Origin of the sequence: Micromonospora sp. RTP1Z1 (assembly GCF_033804685.1) — a bacterium.
Lineage (GTDB): Bacteria > Actinomycetota > Actinomycetes > Mycobacteriales > Micromonosporaceae > Micromonospora.
The window spans coordinates 55,631-70,318 of the sequence record NZ_JAPFQV010000015.1 but is presented as its reverse complement, the minus strand read 5'-3'; the positions used below and the strand labels follow the sequence as shown (position 1 = coordinate 70,318).

The 14,688-nt window shown below is 73.3% G+C and carries 14 protein-coding genes; 7 read left to right on the top strand and 7 right to left on the bottom strand.

Going from position 1 to position 14,688, the window contains the following annotated elements:
* Positions 1-40: 40 nt before the first annotated feature.
* Positions 41-808, bottom strand: a complete 768-nt coding sequence (locus tag SLP03_RS10685) for an SDR family oxidoreductase (protein WP_319460391.1) — start codon at positions 806-808, stop codon at positions 41-43.
* A gap of 170 nt (positions 809-978) precedes the next feature.
* On the opposite strand from SLP03_RS10685, the gene mshA reads away from it, so the two are divergent.
* The 3 genes from mshA (at position 979) to SLP03_RS10670 (ending at position 3,966) form a co-directional block, all read left to right on the top strand.
* Positions 979-2,343: a D-inositol-3-phosphate glycosyltransferase gene (mshA, locus tag SLP03_RS10680; protein ID WP_319460390.1), complete on the top strand. Its 1,365-nt coding sequence runs from the start codon at positions 979-981 to the stop codon at positions 2,341-2,343.
* A gap of 49 nt (positions 2,344-2,392) precedes the next feature.
* Positions 2,393-2,950, top strand: a complete 558-nt coding sequence (locus SLP03_RS10675) for a YbjN domain-containing protein (RefSeq protein WP_319460389.1) — start codon at positions 2,393-2,395, stop codon at positions 2,948-2,950.
* Between the two features lie 77 nt (positions 2,951-3,027).
* Positions 3,028-3,966 (top strand): hypothetical protein, encoded by a 939-nt coding sequence (locus SLP03_RS10670; RefSeq protein ID WP_319460388.1) that lies wholly within the window; start codon positions 3,028-3,030, stop codon positions 3,964-3,966.
* Between the two features lie 381 nt (positions 3,967-4,347).
* On the opposite strand, the gene SLP03_RS10665 is transcribed toward SLP03_RS10670, so the two are convergent.
* Together SLP03_RS10665 and SLP03_RS10660 are read right to left on the bottom strand one after the other, a co-directional pair.
* Positions 4,348-5,631 carry an MFS transporter gene (locus SLP03_RS10665; protein ID WP_319460387.1) on the bottom strand — a complete coding sequence of 428 codons (1,284 nt, stop codon included), beginning with the start codon at positions 5,629-5,631 and terminating at the stop codon, positions 4,348-4,350.
* Between the two features lie 102 nt (positions 5,632-5,733).
* The gene (locus SLP03_RS10660; RefSeq protein WP_319460386.1) at positions 5,734-7,059 is read right to left on the bottom strand and encodes an MFS transporter; all 1,326 of its coding nucleotides are present in this window, start codon (positions 7,057-7,059) and stop codon (positions 5,734-5,736) included.
* 152 nt (positions 7,060-7,211) lie between these two features.
* Between SLP03_RS10660 and SLP03_RS10655 the strand changes: the two genes are divergently transcribed.
* The gene (locus SLP03_RS10655; RefSeq protein ID WP_319460385.1) at positions 7,212-7,979 is read left to right on the top strand and encodes a phosphoglyceromutase; all 768 of its coding nucleotides are present in this window, start codon (positions 7,212-7,214) and stop codon (positions 7,977-7,979) included.
* Between the two features lie 55 nt (positions 7,980-8,034).
* Here the strand turns inward: SLP03_RS10655 and phoU are convergent, their stop codons facing one another.
* Positions 8,035-8,688 carry a phosphate signaling complex protein PhoU gene (gene phoU, locus SLP03_RS10650; protein WP_319460384.1) on the bottom strand — a complete coding sequence of 218 codons (654 nt, stop codon included), beginning with the start codon at positions 8,686-8,688 and terminating at the stop codon, positions 8,035-8,037.
* A 213-nt stretch (positions 8,689-8,901) separates the two neighbouring features.
* On the opposite strand from phoU, the gene SLP03_RS10645 reads away from it, so the two are divergent.
* Both SLP03_RS10645 and SLP03_RS10640 read left to right on the top strand, forming a co-directional pair.
* Positions 8,902-10,191 carry a sensor histidine kinase gene (locus SLP03_RS10645; RefSeq protein ID WP_319460383.1) on the top strand — a complete coding sequence of 430 codons (1,290 nt, stop codon included), beginning with the start codon at positions 8,902-8,904 and terminating at the stop codon, positions 10,189-10,191.
* 21 nt (positions 10,192-10,212) lie between these two features.
* Positions 10,213-10,896: a response regulator transcription factor gene (locus SLP03_RS10640; RefSeq protein WP_319460382.1), complete on the top strand. Its 684-nt coding sequence runs from the start codon at positions 10,213-10,215 to the stop codon at positions 10,894-10,896.
* Positions 10,897-10,951: 55 nt separating this feature from the next.
* On the opposite strand, the gene SLP03_RS10635 is transcribed toward SLP03_RS10640, so the two are convergent.
* Positions 10,952-11,605, bottom strand: a complete 654-nt coding sequence (locus SLP03_RS10635; protein WP_319460381.1) for an NADPH-dependent F420 reductase — start codon at positions 11,603-11,605, stop codon at positions 10,952-10,954.
* Between the two features lie 184 nt (positions 11,606-11,789).
* Between SLP03_RS10635 and SLP03_RS10630 the strand changes: the two genes are divergently transcribed.
* Positions 11,790-12,383: a TetR/AcrR family transcriptional regulator gene (locus SLP03_RS10630; RefSeq protein WP_319460380.1), complete on the top strand. Its 594-nt coding sequence runs from the start codon at positions 11,790-11,792 to the stop codon at positions 12,381-12,383.
* Here the strand turns inward: SLP03_RS10630 and SLP03_RS10625 are convergent.
* Complete coding sequence (locus SLP03_RS10625) at positions 12,365-13,036, bottom strand: response regulator (protein WP_319460379.1); 672 nt, start codon at positions 13,034-13,036, stop codon at positions 12,365-12,367. The two genes, SLP03_RS10630 and SLP03_RS10625, sit on opposite strands and share 19 nt — an antisense overlap.
* A complete protein-coding gene (locus SLP03_RS10620; RefSeq protein WP_319460378.1) occupies positions 13,033-14,688 on the bottom strand; it encodes an ATP-binding protein in 1,656 nt (551 codons plus the stop codon). Before SLP03_RS10620 ends, SLP03_RS10625 begins: the two co-directional genes overlap by 4 nt.

Below are 14,688 nucleotides of genomic sequence, written 5' to 3'. Positions count from 1 at the left end.
CGCGACTGCGGGGCCGCAGACCCGGCTCACTCCGCGCGCTTCACTGACCGACCCGGTGCACCTTGTGCTGGGCGGCCTGGGCCAGCGGGCGGACCACCAGCCGGTCCACGTTGACGTGGTGCGGGCGGGTGGCGGACCAGGCGACGCAGTCGGCGACGTCCTCGGCGACCAGCGGCTCGGCCACCCCGGCGTAGACCGCGGCGGCCTTGTCCGCGTCGCCGTCGAAGCGCACCAGGCCGAACTCGTCGGTCTTCACCATGCCGGGGTCGATCTCGATTACCCGCACCGGCCGGCCGCTGAGCTCCAGCCGGAGGGTGCCGGCGATCGCGGTCTGGGCGTGCTTCGCGGCGGCGTAGCCGCCCCCGCCCTCGTAGACGGTGAAGCCGGCGGTGGAGCTGACGATCACGATGGTGCCGGCGCCGGAGGCCTCCAGCGCGGGCAGCAGCGCCTGGGTGACCCGGAGCGTGCCGAGCACGTTCACGTCGTACATCCACTGCCAGTCGCCGACCGAGCCGGACTCCACCGGGTCCAGGCCGCGGGCCCCGCCAGCGTTGTTGACCAGCAGGGTGACCGGCCCGGGCGCGGCGGCCGCGGCGGCGGCCAGCCCGGCCACCGACTCGTCGGAGGTGACGTCGCAGGCCACCGCGGTGGCCGCCCCGCCGGCCGCCTCGACCTCGGCGACCAGGTCGGCCAGCCGGTCGGTACGCCGCGCGGCGGCGAGCACGTGGAACCCCTCGGCGGCCAGCCGGCGGGCGGTGGCCGCACCGATCCCGCTGGACGCCCCGGTGACGATCGCGACTGAGGTCATCCGGTCATTCTGCCCCCGGCCGTGGCGCCCCGCGGTGATGAGCTCCGTCACGCCGGGGACCCGGCGGCACGAATTTCCGAAGCTTGATGGGGAAGATGACATCCGGCGTGGAGGTTGACCGAGAAGCGCCGGTCGTGCGGACGGCATCAACCGTGACAGAGGGAGCGGACGTGGCGGAGTTGCACACCGGTGTCGGTCGTCAGCGAGGTGCCCTGCCGTGGCCCCGGCCCCGCCGCATCGCCACCCTCTCCGTGCACACGTCCCCCCTGGACCAGCCCGGCACGGGCGACGCGGGGGGCATGAACGTCTACATCCTGGAGGTCGCCCGCCGGCTGGCCGAGGCCGACGTCGAGGTGGAGATCTTCACCCGGGCCACCTCCGGCGACCTGCCGCCGGTGGTCGAGATGGCGCCCGGCGTGCACGTCCGGCACGTCACCTCCGGCCCCCTCGAGGGTCTCACCAAGGAGGAGTTGCCGGGGCAGCTCTGCGCGTTCACCGCCGGGGTGCTCCGCGCCGAGGCGGCCCGCCCGCCCGGCCACTACGACCTGATCCACTCGCACTACTGGCTCTCCGGGCAGGTCGGCTGGCTGGCCAAGGAGCGCTGGGGGGTGCCGCTGGTGCACACCGCGCACACCCTGGCGAAGGTGAAGAACGCCCAGCTCGCGGCCGGCGACCGGCCCGAGCCGAAGGCGCGCGTCATCGGCGAGGAGCAGGTGGTCGCGGAGGCCGACCGGCTGGTCGCCAACACCCGGGTCGAGGCCCGCGACCTGCTCGACCGGTACGACGCCGATCCGGGCCGGGTCGCCGTGGTCGAGCCCGGCGTCGACCTGGACCGGTTCCGCCCGGCCGTCGGGGACCGGGACGCGGCGCGGCTCGCCGCCCGCCGCCGGCTGGGGCTGCCCACCCAGGGGTACGTGGTGGCCTTCGTCGGTCGGATCCAGCCGCTGAAGGCGCCGGACGTGCTGATTCGGGCGGTGGCCGCGCTGCGCGACCGGGATCCCGCGATCGCCGACGAGCTGACCGTGGTGATCTGCGGCGGTCCCAGCGGCAGCGGCCTGGACCGGCCGGCCGCCCTGATCGAGCTGGCCGCCTCGCTCGGCGTCGCCGACCGGGTGTGCTTCCTGCCGCCGCAGACCGGTGCGAACCTGCCCGCCCTCTACCGGGCCGCCGACCTGGTGGCGGTGCCGTCGTACAACGAGTCGTTCGGGTTGGTCGCGCTGGAGGCGCAGGCGTGCGGTACGCCGGTGCTGGCCGCCGCCGTGGGCGGCCTGGTCACCGCGGTGCGGGACGGGGTTAGCGGGGTGCTGATCGATGGCCACGACCCGGTCGACTGGGCCCGTGTGCTCGCCCGGCTGTTGCCGGACCGGCTCTGCCGGGCCGCTCTGAGCCGGGGTGCCGAGCGGCACGCCCGCAACTTCTCCTGGCAGCGGACGGTGTCCGGCCTGCTGACGGTCTACGGCGAGGCAATGGCCGAGCACCGCGTCCGGCTCGCCGACCGGTTGGCCGCCGACCCCGCGCTCTCCTGCTCCTGGTGAGGCGTCCGGCGTCCGATGGACGGGCCGGTGCGGCCGTAGAGTGGGTCCGATGAGCAGTAGGAGCGACGTCGCCGCCCTGATCCAGTCCGTCTGCGCCGAGCGTGAGCTGGACTGGGAGTCGACCGGCGAGACGTCGTACGCGGTCACCCTGCCGGGTACGCACAAGCTCAAGACGATCTGCAACCTGATCGTCGGTGAGCACGCGCTGCGGGTCGAGGCGTTCGTGATGCGCCAGCCGGACGAGCGCCGTGAGGAGCTGTGGGCCTGGCTGCTGCAGCGCAACGCCCGGATGTACGGCGTCTCCTTCTCCATCGACACGGTCGGCGACGTCTACCTCACCGGTCGGGTCAATCTGGCCGGGGTCGACGAGGACGAGCTGGACCGGCTGCTGGGCGCGGTGCTGACCTACGCCGACGAGTCGTTCGACAGCATGCTGGAGATCGGCTTCGGCGCGGCGATCCGCCGCGAGTGGGAGTGGCGGGTCAAGCGGGGCGAGTCGACGGCGAACCTGGCCGCGTTCGCCCACCTCTTCGAGGCGTCCGGCGGTGCCGACCGGGCGCCGGCGGACAGCGTCGGCTCGACCACCGGTGGTTCGGACCCGTCCTGACGGGTATGCCGCACCGCGCGGTGCGGCACTGGGACCCACCGCGGGCCGAGGACGGACTGTCGAGGAGCGTGTGTCCCATGGCTCAGCGCAACAGCTCAGGTCGCGGCGCGACTGCGACCAAGCGGCAACCCGGCAACCAGACCCCGGGCACCCCGGGCGTCTCCGAATCCGAGATTTCCCGAATGAAGGTCGACGATATCCGCGGGCAGCTCCGCCGGCGCGGGGTGGCGGGGATTTCCGCCCTGCGCAAGCCGGAGCTGGTGAAGACGCTGGCCCGTACCCTCCGGTCGGAGGCGCGTGCCGGCGGTGCGGCGCGGCGGAGCACCGGGCCGGCGGGTCGGGCCGCCGCCACGAAGAAGTCCGCCGCCAAGAAGGCCCCGGCGAAGAAGACCTCCGCGGCCCGGGCCAAGGCGGCGCCCGCCGCGAAGGCCGCGGGGGCACGGGCGAAGGCCGCACCGGCCCGGAAGGCCACCGCGGCCCGGAAGGTGGCTCCGGTCCGGAAGGCCGCCGCGGCCCGGAAGGTGGCCCCCGCCAGGAAGGCGGCGCCGTCCCGGGCCCGCGGGACCGCCGCGAAGGCGGCAAGCGGTGCGGGTGCGCGGGCGGCGCCATCCCGGGCCGGCGGTGGTACGACGGCGGCCAAGGCTGCCGTCCGCACCGGCCGATCCTCGTCCCGTTCGGTGCGGTCGTCCCAGCAGATCACGTCGCTGGACGATCGTCCGGAGCGTCCCGGTCGGAGCCTGGTGACCGCCAACCACGAGGTGATCCAGCGCTGGGCGGGGGCCCGCAACGCCAAGCCGGCCACCATCGCCGGCACCGAGCGGGACGGCCGGCCCGGGGTGCTGACGTTCAACATTCCGGGCTACCGGGAGAGCAGCCGGATCCGGGAGATCACCTGGGACGACTGGTTCCGGACATTCGACCTACGAGGGCTGAACCTGATCCACCAGGAGCAGATGCGGGACGGCCGGCAGAGCAACTTCTTCCGTACGGAGAATCCGAACCGGGAGGACGGCTGAGGTTTACGGGAATGGCCGGCGGGAACCCGCCGTTGACACATCCAAGGCCCGGAGCACGGACAGCCGGATTTCCGACACGAGTGTTGTGACCGGCGAGACAGTGATCTGAGTTGAATCCAGAATCTGGGCGATCTAACTTTATTGCACCGCGCCACGCTTGGAATCGTTCGGGGGAGCGGCGGATCGATCAGATCCGCGCAAGCGAGGCGCGAGGAAACAGGTGGAGCACGCCGTTGGGGGACGGTGCCACCTGTGGAACCGGCGGCGCGAGCGGGCGGCGCTTACGGGGGTGAGTGTCGCCCGCCGCCGCCGGGCGTACGGTGCGGGCGTCCACCACGACGGGGGTCGAGGTGGACGCCCAGCGCCGTTTCTCGGCCCGGCTCAGTGGCCGGCGGCCACGACAGCCACCCGGCGGTCCCGGTCGCGCAGGGCGGCCACCCGGCGTTCCCGGGGCGGACCGGCCAGCAGGTGGCCGACCGCGGCCACCAGGCCCAGCCCGCCCACGACGAGCCAGTGCCGGTCGCCCAGATATTGCAGGCTGAGCCCGCCCAGCGCGGGCGCCACGAACGACGCCGCCGGGAAGGTCAGGTAGAAGACCGACTGGTAGCGGGCGCGTAGCTGCGGCGGCGCCAGGTCGGCGTTGATCTGCGCGTTCGGCGGTGCGGCGAGCATCGAGCCGACCGTCCAGACCACCGCCGCGCCCAGGTAGAACGGCAGCTCGTCGGCGACGGCCAGTGCGCCGAAGCCGAGCGCCATCAGCCCGGTGGAGACCGACAACACGGTCGCCTTCCGGTACGGCTCGATCAGCCGGGGCACGAAGAGCTGCCCGAGTACGATCAGCGCGCCGCCGAGCGCCACCACCACGCCGTACGCCGACGGGCCGAGGCCGTCCGCGCGCATCGCCAGCGGCATGATCGTCGAGGTCTGCATGGTGAGCACGGCCAGCACGAAGGTCAGCCCGACGAAGGCCAGGAAGGTCCGGTCGGTCAACGCCGTGACCAGCCCCGGCCGCCGGGCGCCCCGGCCCGTTTCGTGTGCCGCGCCCGGACCCGCCTCGGGCGCCGCCCCGGCACGTCCGGAGAGCGTCTCGGGGACCTTCCAGGCGATGATCGCGGCGGCGGCCAGGGTGGCGGTGGCGTCCACCAGGAAGAGCGCGACGAAGCTCGCCTCGGCGAGCACGCCGGCCAGCAGCGAGGCGACCGCCATGCCCAGGTTGAACGCCCAGAACTGCAGGTTGAACGCACGCGATCGGCGGTCCTCGGGCACCACGTCGACGATCGCCGCCACGAATGCGGGGCTGGGCATCGAGTGCAGCACGCCGACCAGCGCGGCGAGTGCCGCGATCACCGCCAGGTGCCGGCTGAACGCCAGCGCCACCATCAGCCCGGCGGCGCCGACGTGCGCGGCGAGCAGGGTGGCCCGCCGGCCCCAGCGGTCGGCCAGCACCCCGCCGAGCAGCACACCGACCGCCCCGCCGGCCCCGTACGCCCCGACCACCGCCCCGGTCAGCGCCTCGGACGCGCCCCGCGCCCCGGTGAGGTAGAGCGAGAGGAAGAGCATCGCGAACGCGCCGGCCCGGTTGATCAGCACGCCGGACCAGAGGTACCAGAAGGTGGCGGGCAGCCCGCCGGCCATGTCGTGCCACCAGCGCCGAAGCCCCCGCACCCGTCCTCCATGAGGTTTGTCAACCGGTCCGTACTCGACCGTATGGAGGGGCGGGCCGGGCCGCCAGGGTGACCGCGATCACCCGCGGCCGGCCGGGCGTACTCAGGAGCGGGCCGCGACGGGCGCGGCCGGCGCGGTCGCGGCGGCCTCGGCCGCCTCGGGGGCCGGGGGCTGGATGGCGGTGACCGGCCGGACCGGCGTCGCGGGCGTCCGGAACTGGGCGGCCCGCCGCTCCCGGGCCGGACCGGAGACCAGGTGGCCCACCGCCATGACCGCGCCGATCGCGGCGCAGCCGAGCCAGAGCGCGCTGTTGCCGACGTGCTCCCGGACCAGGCCGCCGAGGATCGGGGCGGCCGCCCCGGCGATCTGCCAGGAGAGCGAGAAGACGCCCTGGTAGCGCCCGCGCAGCGCGGCCGGCGACAGCTCGGCGATGAGCGTGGCGTTGGACGGCGAGTTGAGCATCTCGCCGAGCGTCCAGATCAGCACCGTGATCCCGTAGAACCAGGCCGCGTCGGCGAACGCGGTCAGGCCGAAGCCCACGCCCATCACCAGCGAGGCGAGCGCGAGGACGTGCGACCGGCTCCGCCCCTTGATCAGCCGGGGTACGAAGAGCTGCCCGGCCACGATCAGCACCCCGTTGAGCGCGATCACCGAGCCGTACGTGGCCGGGGTGAGGCCCGCGTCGCCCATCGCGATTGGCAGCATCGAGATGTGCTGGAGGAAGACCAGCGCGGCGAACAGGTTCAGGGCCACGAAACCCAGGTAGACCCGGTCGGTGAGGATGGTGCGCAGCGCCCCCGGGGGTGCGGTGTCGCCCTTGGCGACGGGCGCGGCCGGGGCGCCGCGGGTCTCCTTCACCCGGGTGAAGATGATCAGCGCGGTGATCACCGTGGTGGCCGCGTCGACCACGAAGAGCAGCAGGTAGCCGGCCTGGGCGGCGAGGCCGGCGAGCACCGCGGCGCAGGCGAACCCGAGGTTGATGGCCCAGTAGTTCAGCGAGAAGGCGCGCAGCCGTTCCTTCTCCGGCACCACGTCGATCATCATCGCGCCGAACGCCGGCCGGGCCGCCTCGGCGAAGGTGCCCAGCAGCAGCGCGCCCAGGCCGACCGCCCAGAGCGGCCGGGCCAGGCCGAGCGCGAGCATCATGGTGGCTGCGCCCAGGTGCGCGGTGAGCAGGGTGGGCCGCCGGCCCCACCGGTCGGCGAGGGTGCCGCCGACGGTGGTGCCGACCGCGCCGCCGACGCCCCAGAGGCCGAGCACCAGGCCGGCCTGCGACGCCGAGAAGCCGCGCTCCTGGGTCAGGTAGATGGCGAGGAAGACCAGGACGAAGGAGCCGAGTCGGTTGATCAGGGTGCCGGTCCAGAGGTACCAGAAGGGCCTCGGCAGTCCGCCTGTCGTGTCCCGGAACCAGCCCCGTACCGTCCGCACCCCGCCCGCCCCCGCTGTGGTAATGACCGATGTATCGCAAGCGCCTTACAACCTAGTCCCGCCCGGGAACGCCGGTCACCAGCTTTTCCACGTGGTGCTCGTCACGACTGGTCCCTGCGTGTCCGCCGACCACGTACGGCAGGATGATCGGCATGACTGCGAGCGAGGGGCCCACCGTCGGGACGCTGGTCCTGCTGCGGCACGGCGAGAGCGACTGGAACGCGAAGAACCTCTTCACCGGCTGGGTCGACGTCGACCTGACCGCCAAGGGCGAGGCGGAGGCGCGCCGCGGCGGCGAGCTGATGCGCGAGCACAGCCTGCTGCCGGACGTGGTGCACACCAGCGTGATGCGCCGGGCGACCCGCACCGCCGAGCTGGCGTTGAACGCCGCCGACCGGCACTGGATCGCGGTGCGCCGGTCGTGGCGGCTCAACGAGCGGCACTACGGCGCCCTCCAGGGCAAGAACAAGAAGCAGACCCTCGACGAGTACGGCGAGGAGCAGTTCATGCTCTGGCGCCGGTCGTACGACACGCCGCCGCCGCCGATCGACGACAACGACGAGTGGTCCCAGGTCGGCGACCCCCGCTACGCGCTCCTGCCGACCGAGCTGATGCCGCGCACCGAGTGCCTCAAGGACGTCGTCGACCGGATGCTGCCGTACTGGTACGACTCGATCGTGCCGGACATCCTGGCCGGCCGGACGGTGCTGGTGGCGGCGCACGGCAACTCGCTGCGCGCCCTGGTCAAGCACCTCGACCAGATCTCCGACGAGGCGATCGCCAAGCTGAACATCCCGACCGGGATCCCGCTGCGCTACGACCTCGACCCGCAGCTGCGCCCGCTGACGCTGGGCGGGACGTACCTCGACCCGACCGCCGCCAAGGATGCCGCCGCCGCGGTCGCCAACCAGGGCCGCTGACGAACCCGGACGGCCCCGGTCCGCCGTGCGGACCGGGGCCTTCGTCGTGCGGGGGTCAGCTCGCCGAGGGCGAGGTCTGCCCGGTGATCAGGTAGACCACATGCTCGCCGGCGTTCACCGCGTGGTCGGCGAACCGCTCGTAGAAGCGGCCGAGCAGGGTGGCGTCGATCGCCGTCTCCACCCCGTACGGCCAGTCGTCGCCGAGCAGCACGCCGAAGAGGCTCTTGTGCAGGTCGTCCATGGCGTCGTCGTCGCGGTCCAGCTCGGCGGCGAGGTCGGCGTCCGGCTTGGCCAGCACCGAGCCGATCTTCTCGGCCATCCGGTCGGCGATGGCGGCCATGTCGGTGAAGACCGGCCGCAGTTCGGCCGGCACCGCCGGGGAGGGGTGCCGGCGCAGCGCGGTCTTGGCGACGTGGTCGGCCAGGTCGCCCATCCGCTCGAGGTCGGCGGCCACATGCAGGGCGGTGATCATGGCGCGCAGGTCGGAGGCGACCGGCGCCTGCCGGGCGAGCAGGTCGCAGACCCGCTCCTCGACGTTCCGGTACAGCTCGTCGATCTCGGCGTCCCGCGCGATCACGGTCTCCGACGCCTCGCGGTCGGCGGTGAGCAGGCCGCGGGTGGCCTGGCGCATCGCGGCGCGCACCCCCTCCGCCATGTCCACCAGCAGTTGGCTGACAATCTGCAGGTCGGCCCGGAATTCGTCGCGCATCGTCACGTCCTGGGGTCGGTGGCCGCGGCCGGCCCGGGGTTCCGGTGCCGGTACGGCTTGAGCAGGTGCGCGACCCACGGTAGGCCGGGGGAGCGGACCCGAGGTGAACGCGGGTGAACGGTACGGGGCCCGCGAGTGAACTTTCCCGGAAGTGAGAGTGATTCATCCCGTTCTGGGCGATCCCCAGGTTAACAATGACCCTACGATCGCCGGGTGGAGTGGGCGGTGGCGGCCGTGGTGGCCCTGGCTCTGGTGACCGGACTGGTCGCCGGGCTGCTGCTGTCCCGATCCCTCGGGGACTGGTGGCGCCGCGCGCGGGTGTCCGGGGGCGGGGATTCCCGCTCAAGTGCAGGGAGGCCGGCGATTCCCGACGACCAGCAGGGCCGGCTCTCCGGGCTCGGCCGCAAGACGATCGATTCGCTCCGGGCCGGCGTGGTGGTCCTGGACCCGGACGACGTACCGGTCCTGGTGAACCCCGCGGCGCGGGCCATGGGGCTGCTCCGGACCGGCGCCACACCCGGCTCCATCGCCGCCCACCCGCTGATCCGTACCATCGCCGGACAGGTCCGCCGCACCGGCGTCCGGCGGGAGATCGAGCTGGACCTGCCGCGCGGCCGGGACAACGCGGGGGACAACCCGCTCGGCGTGCACCTGCGGGCGATGGGGCTCGGCGCCGGGTACATCTCGGTGGAGGCCGCCGACGTCACCGAATCGCACCGGCTGGCCCGGGTGCGCCGGGACTTCGTGGCCAACGTCAGCCACGAGCTGAAGACCCCGATCGGCGCGCTCCAGCTGCTCGCCGAGGCGCTGGTGGACGCCACCGAGCCGGCCGGCGACGGGGCGCCGGACCTCTCCGAGGACCTGATCGCCGCCCGGCGGTTCGCCGAGCGGATCCAGCACGAGTCGACCCGGCTCGGCCGGCTGGTGCAGGAGCTGCTGGAGCTGACCCGGCTCCAGGGCGCCGAGCCGCAGCCACCGGCGGAGCCGGTGTCGGTGGACTGGGTGATCGCCGAGGTGGTCGACCGGACCCGCACCGCGGCCGCGGCCGGCCGGGTGGACGTCGTGGTCGGCGGCGCGCGCGGCCTGACCGTGTACGGCAGCGACACCCAGATGGCCACCGCGGTGGCCAACCTGGTTGAGAACGCCATCAACTACTCGGGCGAGGACACCGTCGTCCGGGTCACCGCCCGGACCACCGACGAGCACGTCGAGATCGCCGTCGCCGACCAGGGCATCGGCATCGCCCCGAACGAGGTCGACCGGATCTTCGAGCGGTTCTACCGGGCGGACCAGGCCCGGTCGCGCTCCACCGGTGGCACCGGCCTCGGCCTGGCCATCGTCAAACACATCGCCAGCAACCATGGCGGTCGGGTGGAGGTGTCGAGCACTCTTGGTGGGGGGTCGACGTTCACCCTCCGGCTGCCCGCCAGCCCCCCGGACGACCTGGAGGCGACACTCTCCTCGGCTGGGATCGAGACCGACCCGGAGTTCCGGCAGGTCTGACCACAGGAAAGGAAACACCCGTTGAGCCGCGTACTGGTGGTCGAGGACGAGGAATCGTTCTCCGACGCCCTGTCCTACATGCTCCGTAAGGAGGGTTTCGAGGTCTCCGTCGCCGCGACGGGTCCCTCCGCCCTCACCGAGTTCGACCGGACCGGCGCCGACATCGTGCTGCTCGACCTGATGTTGCCGGAGATGTCGGGCACCGAGGTCTGCCGGCAGCTCCGGCAGCGTTCGCACGTGCCGATCATCATGGTCACCGCGCGGGACAGTGAGATCGACAAGGTGGTGGGCCTGGAGATCGGGGCCGACGACTACGTGACCAAGCCGTACTCGCCGCGCGAGCTGGTGGCGCGGATCCGGGCGGTGCTACGCCGGCAGATTGCCGAGGTGGCCGAGTCCGGCGCTCCCACGCTCGCCGCCGGCCCGGTCCGGATGGACATCGAGCGGCACGTGGTGACCGTCGACGGGGCCGCCGTCCAGCTGCCGCTGAAGGAGTTCGAGCTGCTGGAGCTGCTGCTGCGCAACGCCGGCCGGGTGCTCACCCGGGGCCAGCTGATCGACCGGGTCTGGGGCGCCGACTACGTGGGCGACACCAAGACGCTGGACGTGCACGTCAAGCGGCTGCGCTCCAAGGTCGAGCCGGAGCCGTCCACGCCGCGCTACATCGTCACCGTCCGCGGCCTGGGCTACAAGTTCGAGCCGTGATCGGCGTACGCGGGAACGGGCCCGCGCCTTCCGCGCGGCCCCGTTCCCGTCGGTGTCAGCGGACGATCTTGACGTTGAAGAGGCCGGTGCCGAGCTTCCCGTAGAGGCGCAGCCAGATCGGCAGCAGCATCTCGGTGCCCCGGGCGGTGGTGATGTCGCCCAGGTCGATCACGTCGGTGTGCCCGAAGCTGGTGAGCAGCTCGGTGACGACCTGCTTCGCCTCCGCGTCGTCGCCGGAGACGAAGACGCTGTGGTCGCCGTCGGCGAGCTGCCGGGGATGCGTCATCAGGTCGGCGGTGAGCGTGTTGAGCGCCTTCACCACCCGGGTGCGCGGGAAGGCCCGCTGGATCCGCTCGCCCAGCGAGTCGTCGTTGAGGACCGACAGGGTGGGCGGGAAGCCCTTGCTGAAGTCCAGCGGGTTGGCGATGTCGAGCAGGACCTTGCCCGCCAGCCGCTCCTCGCCGGCCGCGGCCAGCGCGGGCAGCGAGCCGTCGCCGCTGGTCGCGTTGACCACCAGCTCCGCGTCCGCCGTCGCGTCGGCATGGCCGGCCAGGCCGACCTCCGGGTGGGCGGCCGCCCACTCCGACCAGTCGCCGGCCCGCGTGGCCGCGACGTCGCGGGTGGCGGCGGTGACCCCGTGGCCCAGCTCGGCCGCCCGGCCGGCGATCGCCCGGCCGACCATGCCGGTGCCCAGTACTGCGATGCGCATGTCGATTCCGTCCTCCGGTGATCGCGCGACGCCGGTGCCCCGCACTCGTCGACGCCGAGACTAACAGACAGGTCTGTCTACTGCGCCGGGTGAGGCGTCCGGTGACCGTTGTCACCCTGGGCTGGACGGCCCGGACGGACCGGTCTGTAGACTTCAGCGGACCACCCGCAGGAGAGGAATGCCGATGCCCGCGCCGCGTGCCCCCGCCGGCTCCGCCCGGGAGCGCATCCTGAACACCGCGTTCCGGCTCTTCTACGCGCACGGCCCGCGCGGCGTCGGGGTGGACACGGTGATCGCCGAGTCGGGGGTCGCCAAGGCCACCCTCTACAAGCACTTCCCCCGCAAGGACGACCTCGTCCTGGCGTACCTGGACAAGGTCGACCAGGCCTGGTTCGGGTCGCTGCGGGCCGCCGCCCGGGACGCCGGTGACGACCCGCGCGAGCAGCTCGTCGGCATGTTCGACGCGCTCGCCGGCGCCTGCCGCCGGGAGGGATACCACGGTTGCGCGTTCATCAACACCGCCGCCGAGTCGCCCGCGGGCAGCCCCGTGCACGCCCGTACCGTCGAGCACAAGAACGTCGTCCGGGCCTGGGTGACCGACCTGGCCCGGCGGGCCGGGGCGGATCAGCCGGAGCTGCTCGCCCGCCAGCTCACCCTGCTGCTCGACGGCGGGCTGGCCGGCGGGGTGCTCGACGGGGACCCGGCCATCGCCGAGGCGGCCAGGCGCAGCGCCCGCGCCCTCGTCGACGCCGCCCTGGGTCAGCCCACCCAGCAGTAGCGGCGTTCCGGCCGGCCGGCCGCGCCGTAGCGCAGGCTCACCTCGGCCCGGCCGGTACCGGAGAAGTGCTCCAGGTAGCGACGGGCGCTGACCCGGGAGATGCCCACCCGGCTGGCGCACTCGGCGGCCGAGAGGGTGCCGGAGTGTTCGCGGAGCGCGCGTTCGACCAGCTCGGCGGTCTCCGTGCTGAGCCCGCGGGGCAGGGCCTGGCTGGCGACCGAGCCACTGCGGGAGAGCACCCGGTCGACGTCTGCCTGATCGCTGACCACCGTGGCGCGCGGCGCGCTGCGCCGGGCCGCGTACTGCTCCAGCCGGGTCCGCAGCTCGTCGAAGCCGAACGGCTTGAGCAGGTAGTTGACCGCGCCGTAGCGGACCGCCCGGCGGACCGCCTCGGCCTCCCGGGCGGCGCTGATCACCAGGACGTCGCAGTCGTGCCGGGCGGCCCGCAGCCGGGTCACCACGTCCAGGCCGAACATGTCCGGCAGGTAGAGGTCGAGCAGCACCAGGTCGGGGCGGAACTCGTCGACCGCGGCGATGGCCTGCTCGCCGGTGCTGGCGGTGCCCACCACCCGGAATCCCTCGATCCGCTCGACGAACCCTCGGTGGATCCGGGCCACCATGAAGTCGTCGTCGACGACGAGCACGTCGATCATCGAGCCTCCTCCAGCGCGCGGGATACCGACATCCGGGCGGTGAACATCGCCCCCTCCTCGGTGTTCGTCACCGCGATCTCACCGCCGTGACGGTTGCAGACCAGCCGGGTGAGCGCCAACCCGATGCCCCGCTCGCCGCCCTGGGCCGCCTTGGTGGTGAAGCCGTGCGTGAACACCTCCTGGGCCAGCTCCGGCGCCACGCCGGGGCCGGAGTCCCGGACGACGATCTCCACCGACGAGGCGTCCTGCCGCAGCTCGACCTCCACCCAGGCGGGCCGCTCCGACGGGCCGCCCGGGCCCGCCTCCCGGCCGCCGGCGACCGCCTCGACCGCGTTGTCGACCAGGTTGCCGAGAACCGTCGCGACGTCGACGGAGACCTCCGGCTCCAGCCGGTCGAGCCCGGTCCGCTCGGAGATCCGCAGCTCCACCCGGCGCTCCGCCGCCACCGCCGACTTCGCCATCAGCAGCGCCGCCACCGCAGTGTCGTGGATCCGGCTGGTGACCGTGAGGTCGAGCGAGGCCCGGTGCCGGCTGAGACCGTCGACGTACCGGACCACCTCGTCGTGCTCGCCGATCTGGATCAGCCCGGAGATGGTGTGCAGCTGGTTGGCGAACTCGTGGGTCTGCGCCCGGAGCAGCTCGGCGGTGCTCCGGAACGAGCCGATCTCCCGCTCCAGCCGGGCCAGCTCGGTGCGGTCCCGCAGGGTGGTCACCGAGCCGAGCCGCCGGCCGTCCTTGCGGACCGTCATCCGGTTCATCACCAGCACCCGGCCGCCCCGGACCACGACCTGGTCGCGAGCCTCGGGACCGTCGCCGGCACCGGCCAGCACGTCCCGCAGCCGCCCCGATATCCGCAGCTCGGCGAGGCTGCGGCCGAGGCAGTTTTCGGGCAGGTCGAGCAGCCGCCGGCCGACGGCGTTCACCAGCGTCACCCGCAGCTGCGGGTCCAGCGCGATCACCCCCTCGGCGATACCGTGCAGCAGCGCCTCCCGGTGCTCGGCCAGCCCGGCGATCTCCCGCGGCTCCAGGCCCAGGGTCTGCCGCTTGATCCGCCGGGCCAGCAGCCACGACCCGACCACCCCGAGGCCGCTGGCGATGCCCAGGTAGGTGAAGAGGTACGACGAGGCCCCCACCAGCCGCTCCGACAAGGTCGGCGACGCCACGCCGACCACCACGACTCCCAGGTACCGACCGAGGTTCGTCTTCTTGTCGCCGAGCACCGGCACCTGGGCGACCAGCTCCCGCGAGCCGTCGACCGCCAGCTCGCCGAACCAGCTCCGGCCCCGCGCCACCTCGGGGTCGCCGAGCACCACCGGACTGCCGACCAATGTCGGGTTCGTCGAGCTGACCACCCGGCCCCGATCGTCCGCCACGGTCACCGAGGTCACCCGGTACTGGGTCCGCGTGTTCTGCACCAGCGGGGCGATCGCCTCGGCGGGTGCCGGCTGGTTGAGCTGGTCGCGCAGCAGCGGGCTGCCGGCGAGCTGCTCGCCGAGGTCGGCGACCCGGCGCCCCTCGACGCGGTTGAAGGTGGCCGCCGACTGGGCCAGCGAGACAGCGGCGACGGCCATCAGCACCACGACGATGATCGCGAGCTGGAGGACGAGCAGCTGCCCGGCGAGCGTACGCCGCCGGGACGTGACCGCGACCAC

What these genes read in the sequence shown, in the direction of transcription:
- SLP03_RS10685 (WP_319460391.1), bottom strand. Translation starts at nt 808, where the DNA reads ATGACCTCAGTCGCGATCGTCACCGGGGCGTCCAGCGGGATCGGTGCG.
- SLP03_RS10675 (WP_319460389.1), top strand. Translation starts at nt 2,393, where the DNA reads ATGAGCAGTAGGAGCGACGTCGCCGCCCTGATCCAGTCCGTCTGCGCC.
- SLP03_RS10670 (WP_319460388.1), top strand. Translation starts at nt 3,028, where the DNA reads ATGGCTCAGCGCAACAGCTCAGGTCGCGGCGCGACTGCGACCAAGCGG.
- SLP03_RS10655 (WP_319460385.1), top strand. Translation starts at nt 7,212, where the DNA reads ATGACTGCGAGCGAGGGGCCCACCGTCGGGACGCTGGTCCTGCTGCGG.
- phoU (WP_319460384.1), bottom strand. Translation starts at nt 8,688, where the DNA reads ATGCGCGACGAATTCCGGGCCGACCTGCAGATTGTCAGCCAACTGCTG.
- SLP03_RS10635 (WP_319460381.1), bottom strand. Translation starts at nt 11,605, where the DNA reads ATGCGCATCGCAGTACTGGGCACCGGCATGGTCGGCCGGGCGATCGCC.
- SLP03_RS10630 (WP_319460380.1), top strand. Translation starts at nt 11,790, where the DNA reads ATGCCCGCGCCGCGTGCCCCCGCCGGCTCCGCCCGGGAGCGCATCCTG.
- SLP03_RS10625 (WP_319460379.1), bottom strand. Translation starts at nt 13,036, where the DNA reads ATGATCGACGTGCTCGTCGTCGACGACGACTTCATGGTGGCCCGGATC.